Genomic DNA, 16,803 nt, shown 5'->3' with positions numbered 1-16,803 from the left:
GGAGCGCGGAGTGTCGCTCGCCCCATGTCACGCCGTCCCCTCGGCGCGCCCGGCCCGTGCCAGGACCTCGGCGCGCAGCCGTACCCGGTCGGGCTTGCCGGGACCCACCAGCGGCAGCGTCTCGCGCAGTTCGATCTCGGCAGGCACGTGGTTCACCGACAGCGCGTCGGTGACGTGCCGTGCCAGCACCGCGCGGTCCAGGGTCACTCCGTCGCGGGGCACCACGGCCGCGCAGATCCGCTCGACGCGCTGCTCGTCCTCGACGCCGAAGACCGCTGCCGCCGCCACGCCCGGGTGCTCCAGGAGCACGCGCTCGACCGCGCTCGGATGGACCTTGATGCCCTTGACCTTGATGACGTCCGCGATCCGGCCGTGCAGATGCAGCAGGCCCGCCTCGTCCAGGTGTCCGATGTCCCCGGTGTGCACCCAGCCGTCCCGCACCACACGCGCCGTCAGTTCGGGTTCGTTCCAGTAGCCGGCCATCTGCCACCGGGCCCGGACGCACACCTCGCCGGGCTCGCCGACGGGCAGTGCCCGGCCGTCGGTGACGGACCGGATGCTGACCCGGTCGGCCTCCAGCGGACGGCCGGCGGTGGCGCGCAGCTCCGGGTCCAGGTGGTCCTGTGGTGTCAGCAGGCTGATCATTCCGGTCTCGCTGGTGCCGTAGACCTGGAAGAGGACGGGGCCGAGTGCCTTCACCGCGTGGGCGAGCCGCTCGGGCGCGGCGGGACTGCCGGTGTAGAACAGCTCGCGCAAGCCCGTCAGGTCGGTGTGCGCGGTGTCGGGGTGGTCGGCCAGCGTGTTCACCTGCGGGGTGCCGAGCACGAGGCGGGTGATCCCGTGGCGGGGGACGGCGCGCAGTACCTCGGCGGCGTCGAAGCCGGGGTGCAGTACGACGGTGCCGCCGGCGACGATCGTGTCGTCCGCGGAGGCGCCGCTCGAATGGGTGAGCGGCGCGGTGACCAGGCAGCGACCGCGACCACCGCGGGCCGCGGACGTCGCGATCATCTCGTTCTTGACCGCGTAGGGCCAGCAGACGCCCTTGGGCTTGCCCGTGGAGCCGCTGGTGTAGGTCACGACGGCGATCGTGCCCTGCTCGGCGGTGGCGAGGTCGAAGTCAGCGGGTGCCGACAGGTCGACCGCGCCCGGGAGGGCGTCACCGCCGCCGAGCACCGCGACCGGCAAAGGCTCGGGCAGGGCGGCGCAGAGGTCCCGTGCCCGCGCGGTGTTGTCCTGGTCGACGGCGAGCAGGGTGGGCTCGACGTCCCGGAGGATGCCGAGCTGCGCCTCGGCGGAGAGCTGGTCGGAGGGGTCGATGGCGCTGACCCCGCGGACGTGCACCGCGGTGGCGCCCACCAGGTTCGCGGCGTAGCGCAGTATCAGGGTCGCGGGCGTGTTCGGATTCGTGAGTACGGCCACCGTTCCGCCGGGGCCGACGCCGTGCTCGCGCATCCGGGCCGCCGCGTGGACGACGGAGTCCGCCAGCTCACGGGCGGTGGTCGGCGTGTCCCGGTGAACGAGCGGGATGCCGTCGGGCTCGGCGCTCAGCTTGGTGAGGATCTGGCGCACGTAGTGATCATGGCCTTGCACGTCCGTTCTCCAATGCGACTCGGTGGTCAACAGGCACGTTCGGGCATGACGGCTCGGCATGCCCGGCCCGGGTGTGCGGGGATCTTCCAGCGGGGTGCATCGACCTGCGCCCTGATCCCGACCACCGTAGGTTCCGGCCGACAGGGCCCACATCCCTCGGGCTGGTAGCCCGGCGGGACCACCGCGCGGTCACGGTCGACGGCTGTCAGGCGTGCCGACGCGCACCACTCGACCGGTGAGGGCGTCGGCGGCGGTCCCGCCGCGCATCCGGACGGAGGACTCCACAAGGGTGGGGAACCGGCCCGCCCGGCCGGATCGGCCGACGAGGAGCGGCGCGGTGAGGAGCCGGGCCGTACCGCCCGGCGGTGTCGGTGCGAACGCCGGGGTCCGCAGGGGATCCTTGAGCGCGGTACGGGCGGTGGCGTTCTCGGCGTCCGCGCCGGCGTCGTCCGCGACGGTGAGCAGGATCGGCGAGTCGCCGAGCCCCGCACACACCTGGCGTTCTCGGCTTCCACGCCTGCGTCGTCCGCGACGGAGGACCGGTGGGCGGCCGAACCCGGCACACGCCTGCTCGGCCGCGGTGCCGGCCGACGCACCGCCGGTCCAGTCGGAGCGCGCACCGCCACCGCTGCCCGGCGGCCCGGGTCCTCGACCTGGGCCGCCGCCGTGCGTGCGGATGCGCCGGCGGCGAGCAGCGCCACGCCGAATCCGTCCGCGGCCACCGCGAGCGCGGCTCCCGCTCCCGCGATCGTCGCAGCCCGCGAGGTTCCCCGGCGTTCGCCGGTGCGCGCTGATCCACCGCACGCGCCGCAGACCGGGCCGGGCCCGGTCGGCAGCGGTCGGGCCGGTGGGTGTCAGGTCGGTCAGCGGGTCATCTTGCGTACGGCGGGGAGCACTTCGGTGCCGAGGATCTCGATGATCCCGGCGACCTCCGCGAAGGGCATCCCGCCGAGGTCGATCTGGGCGAGCAGCCGGTCGTGGCCGAACAGCTCGTGCTGCCGCCCGATGCGGTCCACGATCTGCTGCGGGCTGCCGAGCAGCAGCGCGCCGTCCTCGCCCCGTTGCAGGTCGAACATCTCGCGTCGGCCTTGCAGCCGGCCCCGGGAGTGGTGTGCGGCGTACGCGGCCCAGTGGGCGTGGAAGCGGTCCACCTCGGCCGGGGTGTTCGCGACGTGGAGGTAGTTCGTCGTGGCCACCGGCAGCTCCGCCGGATCGTGCCCGGCCTGCTTCGCCGCCGCCCGGTACACGGCGAACGTCTCGACGAGACGTGAGAGCGCACCGCCGTTGGCGCCGACGAGGAGGGGCACGCCGAGCGACCCGGCCCGCTTCGCGCTCCCCCGGTTACCGCCGACGCCGACCCAGACGGGCAGCGGGTAGCGGTTGGCGCGAGGTACCACCCCGGCACTGGTGAGCGGCGCGCGGTGGCGGCCCGACCAGCTGACCCAGGGCCGAGTGGTGATCTTGCGCAACAGCTCGAAGTGGTCGGTGAACAGGTCGTCGTAGTCGTCGAACTCGTACCCGAACAGAGCGAACGGCTCGGGGAACGCGCCGCGGCCCACGGTGATCTCGGTGCGGCCCCCTGAGATCAGGTCCACGGTGGCGAAGTCCTCGTAGACCCGCACCGGGTCGAGGACCCCGATCAGCGTCGTCGCGCTCGTGAGCTTGATGCGCGTGGTGGCCTGGGCGATCGCGGCGAGCACGACGGCGGGCGAGGACACCGCGTAGTTCGGATGGTGGTGCTCGCCGACGGCGAAGACGTCCAGGCCCGCCTCGTCGGCGAGTACGGCGGCGCGCACGATGTCGGTGATCCGCCTGCCGGCGGGCGCCACGTCACCGGTCGCCGGATCCGGGGTGAGGTCGGCGAGGCTGATCAGTCCAAGCTCCATGCGGACATCCTGTCAGGACGCCCATGGCAGTGGCACGCCGCTCGGCCGGGTTTCGGTGCCCGGCGGATGAGTTCCGCCAGGCGCGCGGTCACCGCCATCGCCTGACGGGTGTTCAGCCGGGGGTCACAGGCGGTCTCGTAACGGTTCGGCAGGTCCGTCTCGCCGATGCCCGCGCCGAGGCACTCGGTGACATCGTCCCCGGTCAGTTCCAGATGGACGCCGCCAGGGTGGGTGCCGAGCCGCCGGTGCACCTCGAAGTACCCGGCGAGTTCGTCGAGGACGTGCTCGACGCGCCGGGTCTTGTGGCCGGTCGGTGCGACGAAGGTGTTGCCGTGCATGGGGTCGCACTGCCAGACGACCTGGTGTCCCAGCGCGGTCACCTTCTCGACGATGGGCGGCAGTACGTCGCGGACCCTCCGATGTCCCATCCGGGTCACCAGGGTCAGCCGGCCCGGCACTCCGTCCGGGTCCAGCCGCCGTACGTACTCGACGGCTTCCTCCGGGGTGGTGGTGGGGCCCAGTTTCACACCGACGGGGTTGGCCAGCAGTTCGGCGAACCCGATGTGGGCGCCGTCGAGCCGGCGCGTCCGCTCCCCGATCCACAGGAAGTGCGCCGAGCCACTGTAGGGCCGGCGGTCGCCGGGCGGACCCGGCCGCAGCAGCGCGCACTCGTAGTCGAGCACCAGCGCCTCGTGGCCGGTGAAGACCTCGCCGCCCGTCCAGGCCCGCACGAAGTTCATCGCGACCGCCGAGGCGGCATGGGCCCGGAGCATCCGGTCCGGGTCGGGCGCCCGTTCCGCGGGGGTCGCGGCGCGGCCGTTGATCATGTCCCCGCGGTAGACGGGCAGCCCGTGGGCGTCCATCGCGGCGGATCGGGGTTTGGCGTACTGTCCGGCCATCCGGGCCAGCCGCACCACCGGCAGGCCGCCCGCGCGGGCGAGCACGGCGGCCATGCGGGTCAGGAGGTCGAGGTTCCCGCGCAGATGCGATTCGGTGTTGCCGGTGAAGGTCTCGGCGCAGTCCCCGCCCTGGAGGACGAAGGCCGCACCGCGCGCCACTTCCGCGAGCCTGGCCGTGAGGCGGTCGGCCTCTGCGGGCAGGACCAGCGGCGGTGCCGTGCGCAGCGCCTCACGGACGGCCCGCACACCGGCCTGATCCGGCCATTCGGGCTGTTGCGCCCTGGGCCGGGAGACCGCGACCGCGAGCGGCAGCGGGGCCGGACCGGCCGCCGGCAGCCCCAGGTGCATCATCGGCGGTGCGGGGACGCGGCGGCGGTGTGCGCTGTCGCGGTCCCCGGTCGTCCGTGGCGGGGGTGCCGGGCGTTCGGCGGCGGGAAGCCGGCCGCGGCCCGTTCGGCGGTGGTCACTGTCCGCTCCCGGTGTGGTGGCAGGAAGACGAGGCCCTCGTGACGGCCCGGAGCATCACGGCTGCCCGGCGCCGACCTCGCACAGCCGCAGGAGCGCCTGTGCGGCGAGCCGGTAGCCGAGAGCGCCGAGGCCCACGACGACGCCGGAGGCGAGCGGTGCGAGAACGGATTCGTGCCGGAACTGTTCCCGGGCCCAGACGTTCGACAGGTGCACCTCGATCCACGGGGGATCGTAGGCCGCCAGCGCATCCCTGAGGCTCCAGCCGGCGATCATCAGGGCGCCGGGGTTCACGATGGCGCCGACGGTCGTGGCGCGGTGCTCGTGCACGGCCCGTACCAGCTCCCCCTCCCCCTCCCGCTGGACCGAGATCACGTCCCAGCCCGCTTCCGCCACTTCGGCCGCAACCATTTTCTCGATATCACCGAGAGTCTCTCGGCCATATATATCCGGCTCGCGTTCGCCAAGAATTCCGAGATTAGGTCCGTTCAGCAAAAGAATGGAACTCATACCCACCTCTCCGGGCGACGGAATCTGACCCTCGGGCACCATCAGGACCCAAGCCGAAAGACTCACCCACCCCTACACCGGACCACAATCGCACGACCTGACAGTCCTGGACCCCCCTGCGACACCCGTCGAATCATCCCAGCTCACCTACCTATCCAGGTGACGCCCGACACAAACGCGCAACAGTCGCCCCCCTCACCGAACAAGTCGCTCCGCAAAAGTCAATCAAGTCTCGACAAAGGCTTCACCAATTTAATTGCGCGCTGAAATTACCCTTTTGGGGCCGGATTACCGCCCCCATATAGCCACCGTTGACAACGGCGCGGAGCCACCCATAGGCTCACTCGGAGCGTGAGTTTGCATTTCCCAACCAGGGGGCTGTTTTGCAAAATGGCACTTTAGTCAAATACGACACTCCTGATATGGCGGCATCTCCGCTGAAGTGCGCGGCATCGTCGTGTCGTACCGCCTCCTTCATCTCGTCGGCCCGGCGCTCCTGGCGCAACGGCCGGTTGGACGAAGGCATCCGCACCGCCGAACAGGCGCTGCACGACGGATGCACGGTGGACAGCCACTGCCGCACGGAGGCCGCCTTCGTCCTGAGCCTCCTGCTCGCGCAGGTTCGGCGGACGGACCACGCACACGCCGTACTGGACACCGTCGAGGAAGTCGTCCAGGCACGCGACGACGACCGGTTGACCGCGACCGCGACCCTCGCTCGATCCGGTGTCGTCCTCGCCACCGGTGACTTCGACAAGGCGGCCAAGCTCGCCACCGCCGGACTCGGCGAAGCCGAGCAGTCCGGGCTCAGGGCCTGGTCACCGCTCGGCCACTTCGTGCTGGCACAGTCCGCGCTGCGCCAGGGCCACCTGTCGACGGCCGTCCGCTACACACAGAAGCTGAAAGAGGACACCGTCTTCCAGCGGGAGATGCTCCATGTCGGCCAGGCCGCCTGGGCCGTGATCCAGATCGCCGAGGCCACGAAGGGCCGGCGCCACGCCGTGCCGCTGGGCGCCGAACTGCTCGCCGCGGACACGGTCGTACGGCAGCTCGCGACCGCCGAACCCGCGGCGCTGCCCTGGCTCGTCCGGCTGATGATGAACAGCGGTCACAAGCAGCTCGCGGCGCACGGCGTTCGGATCTGTCAGCAACTGGCTGCCGAGAACCCGCATTTCAGCACGTTCCAGGCGGCTGCGGCCCACGCCGCCGGACTGCACGACGAGGACCTCGGCAAGCTCCGGCTCGCCGCCGAGTCGCATGTCGATCCCTGGGCGAAGGCGTCTGCCAACGAAGACATCGCCGTCATGCTCGCCCGTGGTGCCGACGACCGGACCACCCCGGCCCGCGACCTCCAGCAGGCGCTGGACACCTACACGCAGACCGGAGCCTGGCGGGACGTCTCGCGCATCGAGTCACGGCTGCACCGCAGCACCGCGGAGACCGGCGCAGTCGGCCGGCACCAGCGAAGACGGGAGATACCGGAACTGACCGACACCGAGTACGCCGTCGCGCATCTGGTCGCCCAGGGCTTCACCAACGGCCAGACCGCGGGCCAGCTCTTCCTGTCACAGCACACCATCGCCTTCCACCTGCGCAAGATCTTCCGCAAACTGGACGTGGAGTCCCGCGTGCAGCTGGCGAGCCTGTGGAAGGACCTGGCTGTCCGGCAGACGGGGATACGCGAGCATCCGACGAGCGCCGTCGCGACGGGCTGGCCCCGGCTGTCCTCCTAGCAGGACCGTCCCCGCCCGAGCGGACCGGACGGCGGCACTGGCCTTCGGAGCCTTCGGGGCCACTGTGCCTGTGCCGCAGAGGCGGACCGGTGGCACCACCGGCACCGCGCTCCGTGCCGACTCGACAGGCCCCCCGGCTCAGGCCGGAGAGTTCTCCGGCACACCGGAGACGGCACCGCGGCGCCGCAGGCCGGCGATGTCCGCGGCGGAGTAGCCCAGCTCGCGCAGTACCGGCACGGTGTGCTCGCCCAGTGCCGGGACCGGCCCCATCGGCAATTCCACGCCCTCGACGGTGAACGGCGGCAGCAGTCCGCGTACCGTGCCGCCGGGCGTCTCCACCGGACGCCAGCGGCGGCGCGCGGCCAGCTGCGGATGATCCAGCAGGTCATCGACCTCGTTGACGCGGGCGGACGCGATGCCGATGGTGTCCAGGCAGGCCACGAGCCGGTCCGCGACCGTCGCCGAAGTGTGCTCGGCGACCAGCGCGTCCACCGCCTCGCGGTGCCGCACCCGGGCCACGTTCGTCGCCCAGGCCGGATCGGTCGCCAGCTCGGGCCGGCCCAGGAACTCCGCGGCGAACCTCGCCCACTCCCGGTCGTTCTGCACTCCGATGACCACCTCCGCGCCGTCGGCCGTGGGGAACGCGCCGTAGGGTGCCACGCTGGGATGCGACAGCCCCATACGACCGGGTGACCGCCCGGTCCCCTGGGCGTGGTAGATCTGGTAGCCCATCCATTCGGTGGTCGCCTCCAGCATCGAGATCTCCAGCGCGGCGCCCTCGCCTCCCACCCCGCGCCCCACCAGGGCGGCGAGTGTCGCGGACAGGGCGTACATGCCCGCCGCGATGTCGGAGGCGGGAATGCCCGCCTTCGCGGGACGGTCGGCCGCTCCGGTCACCGAGACCACGGCCGCCTCGCACTGGATGAGCATGTCGTAGGCCCGTTTGTCCCGGTAGGGGCCGGTGCCGCCGTATCCCGACATGTCGACGGTCACCAGCCGCGGGTGCCGGGCCCGCAGCCCGGCGGCCCCGAAACCGAGCCGGGTGGCCGCGCCCGGGGCCAGGTTCTGCACGAAGACGTCGGCACCGGCGACGAGTTCGGCGAGGACCTGGCGCCCGCCGGGCGACTTCAGGTCGAGCGTGACCGACTCCTTGCCCCGGTTGAGCCAGACGAAATGACTGGCCAGTCCGCCCACGCTGGTGTCGTAGCTCCGCGCGAAGTCCCCGCCGTCCGGGCGTTCCACCTTGATCACGCGGGCGCCGAGGTCGGCCATGTGACGGGTGGCCAGCGGTGCCGCCACCGCCTGCTCGACGGCGACCACGGTGATGCCCGCGAGCGGCAGGCCGGTGCCCGCGAGGGGTTGAGTGGGGGACATCCCGGCTCACCGCCCCTCGGGGGTGAGCGCCGCCGGCAGGGAGTTCATACGGCACCTGCCCCTGTCCGGGGCGGCGGGGAGGCCGTCGACTGTGCGGCGCGGGCTGTGCTGCCGGACCCGGACGGGCGTCCTCGGCGCGCACGCGGCGTCGCGGACGTCACGCGGCCGGGTCCGCTCCGAGCCGGCGGTCACCGCGCGCGGGGCGCGGGCCACCGGGCCCCTTCCGATCACGAGGTTCTCCAGGGCGTTCCCGCGCTCGGTGGGGACGTGCTCCCCGTCGCGGTACCCGGCCGTCGCGTCCGCGTGGCGGCGGAGCACCCGGGAGCCGGGACGGTCCGCGCGCGGCTGCTGCCGGTGGAGCGTCCGCGCTGCGCGCGGCTGACGCCACACCTCGGTGAGGTCCCGCTCGGCACGCGGCCGGGGATCGGCGGCAACCGGGGGGTCGAGCTCGTCTGGGCTGACGACGGGGCGGGTCATGATCCGGGCCCTTCCGCGACGGAGGTGAGAGATCGGCAGCGTCGGCGGACCGGCGGGCCGGCGGCCCCGTCCGGCACCGGTTCCGGCTGCCCGTCCGCCACCGTAGGCTCGCGGCGGACGCACCGGCATCCTTCACCCGGGTAGTGCGCACTCCCCCGCGAACCCCGTACACGTGGGCCGGGACCCGTCGCGCCGGTCTCCGGCGGGTACTACCAGGTCGTGGGATGCGACGGTGCGACCGGCTGCCTACGGTGAATCGACACCCGATCGCCTCGCCCACGGATGCCGTCCCGGATTCTTCCGGAGCGGTCCGTGAGACGCAGGACATGGACCCCTCTCCACGGTGGACGGCCGAGGCTGCTCGGAGGGAACCCACCGTTGCGTGCGGGAGACAAGAGGAGAGTAGCCAGCATGAATCCCCGGCCCGCACCGACCTTCCCGGACTGGCCCCAGTTCGACGACACCGAACGCGCGGCTCTCGAACGTGCGCTGGCGCAGGGCCAGTGGTGGCGCATGGGAGGCGGTGAAGTCAACGCCTTCGAGGAGGAGTTCGCCGAGTACCACGGTGCCCGGCACGCGCTGGCCGTCACCAACGGAACCCATGCGCTGGAGCTCGCCCTGCAGACCATGGGCGTCGGCCCCGGCGACGAGGTGATCGTGCCCGCGATCACCTTCATCTCGTCCTCGCAGGCGGTACAGCGGCTCGGCGCGGTGAGCGTGCCCGTGGACGTGGACCCGGGGACGTACTGCATCGACGTCGCCGCCGCGGCTGCTGCCATCACCCCCCGCACCAAGGTGATCATGCCCGTGCACATGGCCGGGCTGATGGCGGACATGGACGGACTGGAGAAGCTCGCCGCCGACGCCGGCGTGGCACTGCTCCAGGACGCGGCGCACGCGCACGGGGCCCGGTGGCGTGGCCGGCGGGTCGGGGAACTGGGTTCGGTCGCCGCGTTCAGCTTCCAGAACGGCAAGCTGATGACCGCGGGTGAGGGCGGCGCCGTCCTCTTCCCCGACGACGAGAGGTACGAGAGCGCGTTCCTGCGTCACTCCTGCGGCCGTCCCCGCACCGACCGCCACTACCGGCACCAGGTGGCCGGCACCAACATGCGGCTCAACGAGTTCTCAGCCGCGGTGCTGCGCGCCCAGCTCGCCCGCCTGGACGGGCAGATCACGGTCCGTGAGGAGCGGTGGCCGGTGCTGTCCGCGCTGCTGGCCGAGATCCCCGGCGTCGAGCCGCAGGCCGACGACGCCCGGGCCGACCGCAACCCCCACTACATGGCGATGTTCCGACTGCCCGGCTGGTCCGAGGAGCGGCGCAACACCCTGGTGGACCGGCTGGTCGCGGCGGGGCTCCCGGCGTTCGCGGCGTTCCGCGCGGTCTACCGGACGGACGCGTTCTGGGAGATCAACGCCCCGGACGAGACGGTGGACGAGGTGGCCGCCCGGTGCCCGAACGCGGAGGCCATCAGCGCCGACTGCGTCTGGCTGCACCACCGGACGCTGCTCGGCTCCGTGCCGGCGCTGACGGACGCCGCCGCCATCGTGGCCGAGCTGGTTCGCGCCGGATGACCGTACGCACGTTCCTGGTCGGACTCGGCTGGTCCGGCCAGGAGATCTGGCTTCCCCGGCTGCTGGCCCACGACGGCTACGACGTGGTGGCCGCCGCCGACCCCGATCCGGGGCGCCGCGCCGCGTTCACCGCCGCCACGGGACGCCCGGCGTTCGCGGACACCCGGGCCTTCGACACCGGGCAGGCCGACCTCGCTGTCGTCGCCGTCCCCAACCACGCCCACGCCCCGGTCGCCCGGGACCTGCTGCTGCGCGGGCTGGCCACGTTCGTGGAGAAGCCGGTGTGCCTCTCCGCCGGCGAGGCCGAACTCCTCGCCGACGCGGAACGGCGCGGCGGCGCACCCCTGCTGGCGGGCAGCGCGTTCCGCCACCGGGCGGACGTCGCAGAACTGGCCCGGCTGGTCCCGGCGCTCGGCCGGATCCGCAACGTGGACGTGTCCTGGGTCCGGGCCCGTGGCGTGCCGCAGGCCAAGGGCTGGTTCACCAACCGCTCGCAGGCGGGCGGCGGCGTCCTGTTCGACCTGGGCTGGCACCTCCTCGACGTGCTCGACGCGGTCGTCGGCCCGTTGACGTTCGATCAGGTCGCGGCGGTCACCACGGACGATCATGTGAACGAGGCGGGCTGGACGGCGGCCTGGCGCCACGACCCGCCGGCCCCCGGCGTCACCGCGGACGTCGAGGACACCGTGCGCGCCTTCCTGGTCGCCGAGGGGGGTCTCTCCGTCGGGCTGCGGGCCAGCTGGGCCTCGCACAGCGCCACGCACGACGCCACCACGATACGGGTCGAGGGCACCGCCGGGACCGCGACCATGTGCTGCACCTTCGGGTTCAGCCCGCACCGCGTACCGCGGCCCGGGATCACCCACGTCCGGGCGGGGGAGGTCAGCGAGATCCCGGTGCCCCCGGAACCCGTCGGCGCCGAGTACGACCGCCAGCTCGCCACGCTGGGCACGCTGGCGTCCGCGCCCTCCTCGCGGGGCCGGGCGATCGAGGGCGCCCACCGAATCGTCAGGGCCATCGAAGCGATCTACGCTGCCGCGGCCACGTCCCTGGTGCCGGCCGGACCGGCCGAGTTCAAGGCAGGTGAGAGATGACGACCGTCGCGCCGCGCAGCGCGGTGATCTTCGACCTCGACGGGGTCCTGGTCGACAGCCACGAGGTGATGGGCAGGGCCTTCGCCGCCGCGTACGCCGAGGTGGTCGGCGACGGCCCCGCCCCGTTCGCGGAGTACCAGCGGTACCAGGGCCTGTACTTCCCGGAGATCATGCGCATCATGGGCCTCCCGCCGGGGATGGAGGAGCCGTTCGTCCGGGAGAGCTACCGGCTGGCCGACCAGGTCCCGGTGATCGACGGGATGGTGGATCTGCTGGAGACCCTGCGGGCCCGCGGGCTGGGGCTCGCCGTGGCCACCGGGAAGGCCGGGGTGCGGGCCCGCTCGCTGCTGGAGACCCTGGGCATCCTCAAGTACTTCGACCACGTGATCGGCTCCGATGAGGTCGCGCGTCCCAAGCCGGCGCCGGACATCGTGCTCCGGGCCCTCGGGCTGCTCGGCGTCCGGGCCGAGGAGGTGATCATGGTGGGGGACGCCCCCGCGGACGTGCGGAGCGCCCGGGGCGCGGCCGTGACCTCGGCCGCGGCGACCTGGGCGACGGTCGACGAGGCCGGTCTGCTGGACGCCGGCCCCGATCTGGTCCTGGCATCTCCCGCGGAGCTGCTGGCCTGGTGTCCGCCGCCTCCGGTCGGTGGCCTGGGATGAGCCTGCCTTCCTCGGCCGCCGGCTCCCGGGAGCCGGCGGCCTGGCTCGGCATGGACATCGGCGGCACCAAGGTGGCCCTGCGGGCGGAGATCCCTGGCGGGCGGGCCCGTGAGCGCGTCGTGCGCTGGCCCGGCCGTGGCGCCGCCGGCGACCTGGCCCGGCTCGCCGCCGAGGTCGCGCTGTTGCACCGGGAGGTGCCGGGCGGGTTCGCCGCCGTGGGTGTCGCGCTGCCCGCCACCGTCGGCCCGGACGACCGCGTGGTGGTCTGGCCGAGCCGCCCCGAGTGGGTCGGCCTGGACGTCCGCTGTGCCATGGCGGAGCTGTTCCCGGACACGCCGGTCGGCTGGGCCGACGACGGGGACCTGGCCGCGCTGGCGGAGGCGGAGGCGACCGGTTGCGCCGACGTGCTGTACGTCGGGGTCGGGACCGGTGTCGGGGGTGGCCTCACCTGCGGCGGCGGCCCGGTCCCGGGTCTCGGCCGCGGTTCCTTCGAACTCGGTCATGTGGTGACCGACCCGGACGGTCCACCCTGCCGGTGCGGCCGGCGCGGCTGTCTCCAGTCCACCGCGTCCGGTCCGGCCACACTCGCCCGGGCCGGCCGGCTGCACGGCGCCGACGTGACGTACCGGCAGCTGCGGGAGGCGTTCGCGCACCAGGAGCAGTGGGCCGTACGGGCCGTGGACCGTACCTGTCACCGGATCGCGCTGGCGGTCACCGGCGTCCGGGAGCTGATGCACCCGCAACTGGTGGTCGTGGGCGGCGGGTTCGCCGCCGGGCTGCCCGGTTTCGTCGACCTGGTGGCGCACCATCTGCACGCCCTGGCGCGGCCGGGCGTGCCCGCACCACCGGTACGGGCGTCCTGCCGGGGCGGACTCACGTCGCTGTACGGTGCCGTGGCCCTCGCCCGGGTCCTGGAGCGGGAGCCGGCGCGCACCGCGGCCCTGGCGCGCCGTGTGCCACCGGGCTGAGCCGGCGCGCTGGCCCCGCGCGGTGCCCCGTCAGTTCCGGCTGTAGTGCGGGACGGGCGCGATGTCGGCGTCCGGGCCGCTGTCGAGTTCGTTCCAGATGACGGCCAGTTCGAGCCGGGACTTGACCCCGACCTTCTGGAAGACCTTGCGCAGATGGAAGGCGACGGTGTGCCGGGACAGGAACATCCGCTCCGCCGTCTCGCCGTTGGTCAGCCCCTGCGAGACCAGTTTCGCCACGGCGTACTCGGTGTCGGTCAGTCCCCGGATGCCGCTGCGCGGCCGGCACCGCTCGCGGGAGCGCGGGCTGGCGTTGATGCCCCGTAGCCGGCTCATCACCCGCGACGAGTCGCGCAGCGATCCCATGCAGGTGTAGGCGCGCATCGCATCCTCGAAGTACCCGGCCGCCTCCGGGGATTCCGCCCGTCCTTCGCAGAGCCGGACACCGATGTCCTCCAGCACCGAGGCGCGCGCCCAGGGATCGGTGTGCAGCTCCGCGGCACGCCGCAACTTGTCGAGGTCGCCCTCCAGCAGGGCGGTGGCGTGCAGGGCGGCGGCGCCGACGGAGTCGACGTCCGGGTTCTCGGCCGCGAGCCGCCGGGCGAAGCGGACTCCCGCACCCGCCGGGCCGCGCTCGCCGGCCCGGAGCAACAGCCGCACCAGCCAGGGCACCGCAGCGGGTTCCGCCACCAGCAGGCGTCGGGTGAACGTCTCGGACTCAAGCAGTTCGCGGGCGAGGATCGCGGCCTTGTCCCGTCCCTTGCCCGCCTCGCTGAGCTGCACGACGGCCCACGCGGACTGTCCGATCGGGAACATCTCCCGGGCGAAGACCGCGTCCTCCTCCAGTTTGGCGCTGTAGTGCAGCGCTGCGGAGATGTCGCCCCCACGCAGGGTCGTGGTGGCCAGCACCAGGTTCCCGACCGGGGTCCAGGCGCTCTGACCGGTTCCGGCCGCGAGCTTGAGGCCCCGCTCGGCGAGTGCGCCCGCCTCCGGGTAGTCACCGGCGGCGAGCGCCACCTTCGCCCCCACGAGCGTGGTGCTCGCGATGAGTTCGGGGTCGTCCTGGACCTGCGGCGACGCGAGGAGCCGGCGCTGCAGATCCGCCGCCGTCGCCACCTCGCGGATACCCACCAGGAACAGGATCAGCAGCAGATCGGCATAGACGGAACAGGACCTGCCGCAGCGGTCGCAGCCCGCCTGGGCCGCCTCCTCGGCGAGGGCTATGGCACCCCTGAGGCTGCCGTTCTGCCAGCGCTCGTGGGCACGGGTCAGGATCTCGGCGGTGACGCAGTCGGGCGCGACGCAGGTTGGCAGTGTCGGTTCTTCACAGGCGTCCGGTTCGCGTGTCTGCCCGGCCATGGAGTCCCCCATTCGACGACTGTGCGGTGGGACGGCGTCCGCTCTCGACGCCGCGTCAAACCGGCGGACCAGGATCCGTTCCTTGTGGGAGGGGCCATGGAGCCACCGGTGAGGTGTTGTGCGCAGCGCTCCGTTGCGTGCGCACACCTGGGTATGACGAATCGTTTCGGCCGACCGGCCCCGCGTTGCTGTAGCCTGACCGCCGAAGCACGACAGCGGGTCGATGGCGTCTTCCTGTACAGCTGTGCCCTGGTCACAACCCGGCGGTCGCCCAGTCTGCGTCACCGATCACAGCGGCGGGCCGCGCAGGGCTTCACTCCGCGCCGGATCGGCGGCGTAAGCGGCTTGGATGGCTTCTCGACACGTCCTCCCCCGATGTTCTGTGCGCACCGACCTCGTGCGGCGCATCAAGGCTAAGCGGACTGCGGCAATCCGAGCATCCCCAAGTCTGACAGTCACACCATTACCCGCGGTCGGGCCTTGACAACGCCACGCGGACCGCCGATAGCGTTTCGAAGCCGTTGCCCGCCGCATCACCTCTCGCGGTACGGAGGCCTCTGGACATGCCTGCCACACCACACTCGCCCGCACCCGGCCCGGACACCCCCGACACGGACGTCATCGTCGTCGGCCGGGGTCCGGTGGGCGCCGTACTCGCCATCCTGCTGGCCGACCGGGGCCATCGGGTGCGCGTGCTCGAACACCGGCCGGAGCCGTATCCGCTGCCCCGCGCGACGAGTTTCGACGGAGAGACCGCGCGACTGCTCGCGTCCACCGGTATCGGCGGCGGCCTGGCCACGATCTCCGAGCCGGCGACCGGGTACCAATGGCGCACCGCAAGCGAGCGTCCCCTGCTCGACATCGCGTTCAGCCGCACCGGCAGATACGGCTGGCCGGACGCCAACACGATGCACCAACCCGCGCTCGAAGAACTGCTCGCCGGACGGCTGGCGACGCTTCCCGGCGTCGAGACGCACCTCGGTCACCGCGTGGTGGACATCGCCCAGACCCCGTCGGGTGTCACGGCGACCGCGGTCACCGGGGACGGCGCGGAGCGCGCCTTCACCGCCCGGTGGCTGGTGGGCTGCGACGGCGCCAACAGCTTCGTCCGTGAGCACACCGGCGTGGCCGTCACCGACCTCGGCTTCTCCTACGAGTGGCTGCTCTGCGACGTCCGGCTCCACACACCGCGCGAGTTCGTCCCGACCAACGTCCAGCTGTGCGACCCGGCACGCCCCACGACGATGGTCGGCAGCGGCCCCGGGCGCCGCCGCTGGGAGTTCATGCGCCTGCCGGGCGAGAGCGCCGCGGAGCTGGACACCACCGAGGCCGCCTGGCGACTGCTCGCCCCGCACGGGGTCACCCCCGAGACGGCCACACTGCTGCGCAGCACCACGTACCGGTTCCGCGCCATGTGGGCCGAACAGTGGCGCTCGGGCCGCGTCTTCCTCGCCGGGGACGCCGCGCATCTGATGCCGCCGTTCGCCGGGCAGGGCATGTGCGCCGGCATCCGTGACGTCGTCAACCTCGCCTGGAAGCTCGACCTGGTGCTGTCGGACCGGGCGCCGGACCGGCTGCTCGACACCTACACGCTCGAACGCCGGCTGCACGCCAAGGCGTCGATCACCGCCTCGGTCAAGCTGGGCCGGGTGATCTGTGTGACCGACCCGGCCGCCGCGGCCGACCGCGACGCGGCGATCCTGGCCAACGGCGGCGGTCGCGCACAGCAGGGGCCGCCCCCCGCCGAGCCGCTGACGAAGGGGCTCCTGCGGCCTGCCGGGGACGGGTGCGGAGGCGCGGGCGAGGTCATGATCGCCGGCACGGTGGAAGCCGACGGCGTGCGTGACCGTCTCGACCAGCTCGTCGGCGCCGGCTTCGTCCTGATCACCACCGAGGACCCGACCGAACTGAACCACGTCCACGGGGCGTTCCTGACCGCCCTCGGGATCCGCGTGGTCCGGCTCTCGCCGCCCGGCTCACCGGCCGGCCCGGGCCTGGTGCGGGACGTCGACGGCGTCTACCACGCCTATCTGGGCCGGCTCGGCGCGTCGAGCGTCCTGGTCCGCCCGGACCACCACGTGTTCGGCACCGCTGAACCGGGCGGCACCGCGGCTCTCGTGGACGAGCTGCGCGCCCAGCTCCAGGACGCCCCGCTGGCGGCAGCCCGCTGACCGGCCCGGTCCGCTTCCACCGGAAGCGGACCGGCGGGAGTCCTCC

General features: G+C 72.9%; 14 protein-coding genes. 6 read left to right on the top strand and 8 right to left on the bottom strand.

The window, feature by feature from the left end:
- Nucleotides 1–27: 27 nt before the first annotated feature.
- The 5 genes from IE294_RS28950 to IE294_RS28930 all read right to left on the bottom strand — a co-directional run bounded on the left by IE294_RS28950 (nucleotide 28) and on the right by IE294_RS28930 (nucleotide 5,350).
- A complete protein-coding gene (locus IE294_RS28950; protein WP_306433475.1) occupies nucleotides 28–1,569 on the bottom strand; it encodes a class I adenylate-forming enzyme family protein in 1,542 nt (513 codons plus the stop codon).
- A gap of 210 nt (nucleotides 1,570–1,779) precedes the next feature.
- The gene (locus IE294_RS28945) at nucleotides 1,780–2,085 is read right to left on the bottom strand and encodes a hypothetical protein (protein WP_189890928.1); all 306 of its coding nucleotides are present in this window, start codon (nucleotides 2,083–2,085) and stop codon (nucleotides 1,780–1,782) included.
- A gap of 368 nt (nucleotides 2,086–2,453) precedes the next feature.
- Nucleotides 2,454–3,476 carry an LLM class flavin-dependent oxidoreductase gene (locus tag IE294_RS28940; protein WP_189890926.1) on the bottom strand — a complete coding sequence of 341 codons (1,023 nt, stop codon included), beginning with the start codon at nucleotides 3,474–3,476 and terminating at the stop codon, nucleotides 2,454–2,456.
- Nucleotides 3,461–4,726 carry a 3-deoxy-7-phosphoheptulonate synthase class II gene (locus tag IE294_RS28935; RefSeq protein ID WP_189890924.1) on the bottom strand — a complete coding sequence of 422 codons (1,266 nt, stop codon included), beginning with the start codon at nucleotides 4,724–4,726 and terminating at the stop codon, nucleotides 3,461–3,463. Before IE294_RS28935 ends, IE294_RS28940 begins: the two co-directional genes overlap by 16 nt.
- 171 nt (nucleotides 4,727–4,897) lie before the next feature.
- Nucleotides 4,898–5,350, bottom strand: a complete 453-nt coding sequence (locus IE294_RS28930; RefSeq protein WP_189890923.1) for a type II 3-dehydroquinate dehydratase — start codon at nucleotides 5,348–5,350, stop codon at nucleotides 4,898–4,900.
- 422 nt (nucleotides 5,351–5,772) lie between these two features.
- On the opposite strand from IE294_RS28930, the gene IE294_RS28925 reads away from it, so the two are divergent.
- The gene (locus IE294_RS28925) at nucleotides 5,773–7,083 is read left to right on the top strand and encodes a helix-turn-helix transcriptional regulator (protein ID WP_189890921.1); all 1,311 of its coding nucleotides are present in this window, start codon (nucleotides 5,773–5,775) and stop codon (nucleotides 7,081–7,083) included.
- 138 nt (nucleotides 7,084–7,221) lie between these two features.
- Here IE294_RS28925 and IE294_RS28920 read toward each other — a convergent pair whose 3' ends face one another.
- Together IE294_RS28920 and IE294_RS28915 are read right to left on the bottom strand one after the other, a co-directional pair.
- Nucleotides 7,222–8,457: a CaiB/BaiF CoA transferase family protein gene (locus IE294_RS28920; RefSeq protein WP_189890919.1), complete on the bottom strand. Its 1,236-nt coding sequence runs from the start codon at nucleotides 8,455–8,457 to the stop codon at nucleotides 7,222–7,224.
- Between the two features lie 6 nt (nucleotides 8,458–8,463).
- A complete protein-coding gene (locus IE294_RS28915) occupies nucleotides 8,464–8,934 on the bottom strand; it encodes a hypothetical protein (RefSeq protein ID WP_189890918.1) in 471 nt (156 codons plus the stop codon).
- A gap of 411 nt (nucleotides 8,935–9,345) precedes the next feature.
- On the opposite strand from IE294_RS28915, the gene IE294_RS28910 reads away from it, so the two are divergent.
- Genes IE294_RS28910 through IE294_RS28895 form a run of 4 tightly spaced genes read left to right on the top strand, consistent with a single transcriptional unit; the run spans nucleotide 9,346 to nucleotide 13,230 of the window.
- Nucleotides 9,346–10,506 carry a DegT/DnrJ/EryC1/StrS family aminotransferase gene (locus IE294_RS28910; RefSeq protein WP_189890916.1) on the top strand — a complete coding sequence of 387 codons (1,161 nt, stop codon included), beginning with the start codon at nucleotides 9,346–9,348 and terminating at the stop codon, nucleotides 10,504–10,506.
- Nucleotides 10,503–11,600 (top strand): Gfo/Idh/MocA family protein, encoded by a 1,098-nt coding sequence (locus IE294_RS28905; RefSeq protein WP_189890914.1) that lies wholly within the window; start codon nucleotides 10,503–10,505, stop codon nucleotides 11,598–11,600. The genes IE294_RS28910 and IE294_RS28905 overlap by 4 nt, the downstream gene beginning before the upstream one ends.
- Complete coding sequence (locus IE294_RS28900; RefSeq protein ID WP_189890912.1) at nucleotides 11,597–12,262, top strand: HAD-IA family hydrolase; 666 nt, start codon at nucleotides 11,597–11,599, stop codon at nucleotides 12,260–12,262. Before IE294_RS28905 ends, IE294_RS28900 begins: the two co-directional genes overlap by 4 nt.
- A complete protein-coding gene (locus IE294_RS28895) occupies nucleotides 12,259–13,230 on the top strand; it encodes an ROK family protein (RefSeq protein WP_189890910.1) in 972 nt (323 codons plus the stop codon). The genes IE294_RS28900 and IE294_RS28895 overlap by 4 nt, the downstream gene beginning before the upstream one ends.
- Nucleotides 13,231–13,260: 30 nt before the next feature.
- On the opposite strand, the gene IE294_RS28890 is transcribed toward IE294_RS28895, so the two are convergent.
- Nucleotides 13,261–14,598 (bottom strand): helix-turn-helix transcriptional regulator, encoded by a 1,338-nt coding sequence (locus tag IE294_RS28890; protein ID WP_229917393.1) that lies wholly within the window; start codon nucleotides 14,596–14,598, stop codon nucleotides 13,261–13,263.
- 551 nt (nucleotides 14,599–15,149) lie between these two features.
- On the opposite strand from IE294_RS28890, the gene mhpA reads away from it, so the two are divergent.
- Nucleotides 15,150–16,757: a bifunctional 3-(3-hydroxy-phenyl)propionate/3-hydroxycinnamic acid hydroxylase MhpA gene (gene mhpA / locus IE294_RS28885; RefSeq protein WP_189890906.1), complete on the top strand. Its 1,608-nt coding sequence runs from the start codon at nucleotides 15,150–15,152 to the stop codon at nucleotides 16,755–16,757.
- Nucleotides 16,758–16,803: the final 46 nt, after the last annotated feature.

The sequence above is a fragment of the Streptomyces canarius genome (assembly GCF_014650735.1).
GTDB lineage: Bacteria > Actinomycetota > Actinomycetes > Streptomycetales > Streptomycetaceae > Streptomyces > Streptomyces olivaceoviridis.
Note: the sequence above shows the minus strand (reverse complement) of the source record. Positions and strands in the feature narration are given on the sequence as shown.

Coding starts and splice junctions, on each gene's coding strand:
- IE294_RS28940 (WP_189890926.1), bottom strand. CDS start 3,476: ATGGAGCTTGGACTGATCAGCCTCGCCGACCTCACCCCGGATCCGGCG.
- IE294_RS28935 (WP_189890924.1), bottom strand. CDS start 4,726: ATGATGCACCTGGGGCTGCCGGCGGCCGGTCCGGCCCCGCTGCCGCTC.
- IE294_RS28930 (WP_189890923.1), bottom strand. CDS start 5,350: ATGAGTTCCATTCTTTTGCTGAACGGACCTAATCTCGGAATTCTTGGC.
- IE294_RS28925 (WP_189890921.1), top strand. CDS start 5,773: ATGGCGGCATCTCCGCTGAAGTGCGCGGCATCGTCGTGTCGTACCGCC.
- IE294_RS28920 (WP_189890919.1), bottom strand. CDS start 8,457: ATGTCCCCCACTCAACCCCTCGCGGGCACCGGCCTGCCGCTCGCGGGC.
- IE294_RS28915 (WP_189890918.1), bottom strand. CDS start 8,934: ATGACCCGCCCCGTCGTCAGCCCAGACGAGCTCGACCCCCCGGTTGCC.
- IE294_RS28910 (WP_189890916.1), top strand. CDS start 9,346: ATGAATCCCCGGCCCGCACCGACCTTCCCGGACTGGCCCCAGTTCGAC.
- IE294_RS28905 (WP_189890914.1), top strand. CDS start 10,503: ATGACCGTACGCACGTTCCTGGTCGGACTCGGCTGGTCCGGCCAGGAG.
- IE294_RS28900 (WP_189890912.1), top strand. CDS start 11,597: ATGACGACCGTCGCGCCGCGCAGCGCGGTGATCTTCGACCTCGACGGG.
- IE294_RS28895 (WP_189890910.1), top strand. CDS start 12,259: ATGAGCCTGCCTTCCTCGGCCGCCGGCTCCCGGGAGCCGGCGGCCTGG.
- IE294_RS28890 (WP_229917393.1), bottom strand. CDS start 14,598: ATGGGGGACTCCATGGCCGGGCAGACACGCGAACCGGACGCCTGTGAA.
- mhpA (WP_189890906.1), top strand. CDS start 15,150: ATGCCTGCCACACCACACTCGCCCGCACCCGGCCCGGACACCCCCGAC.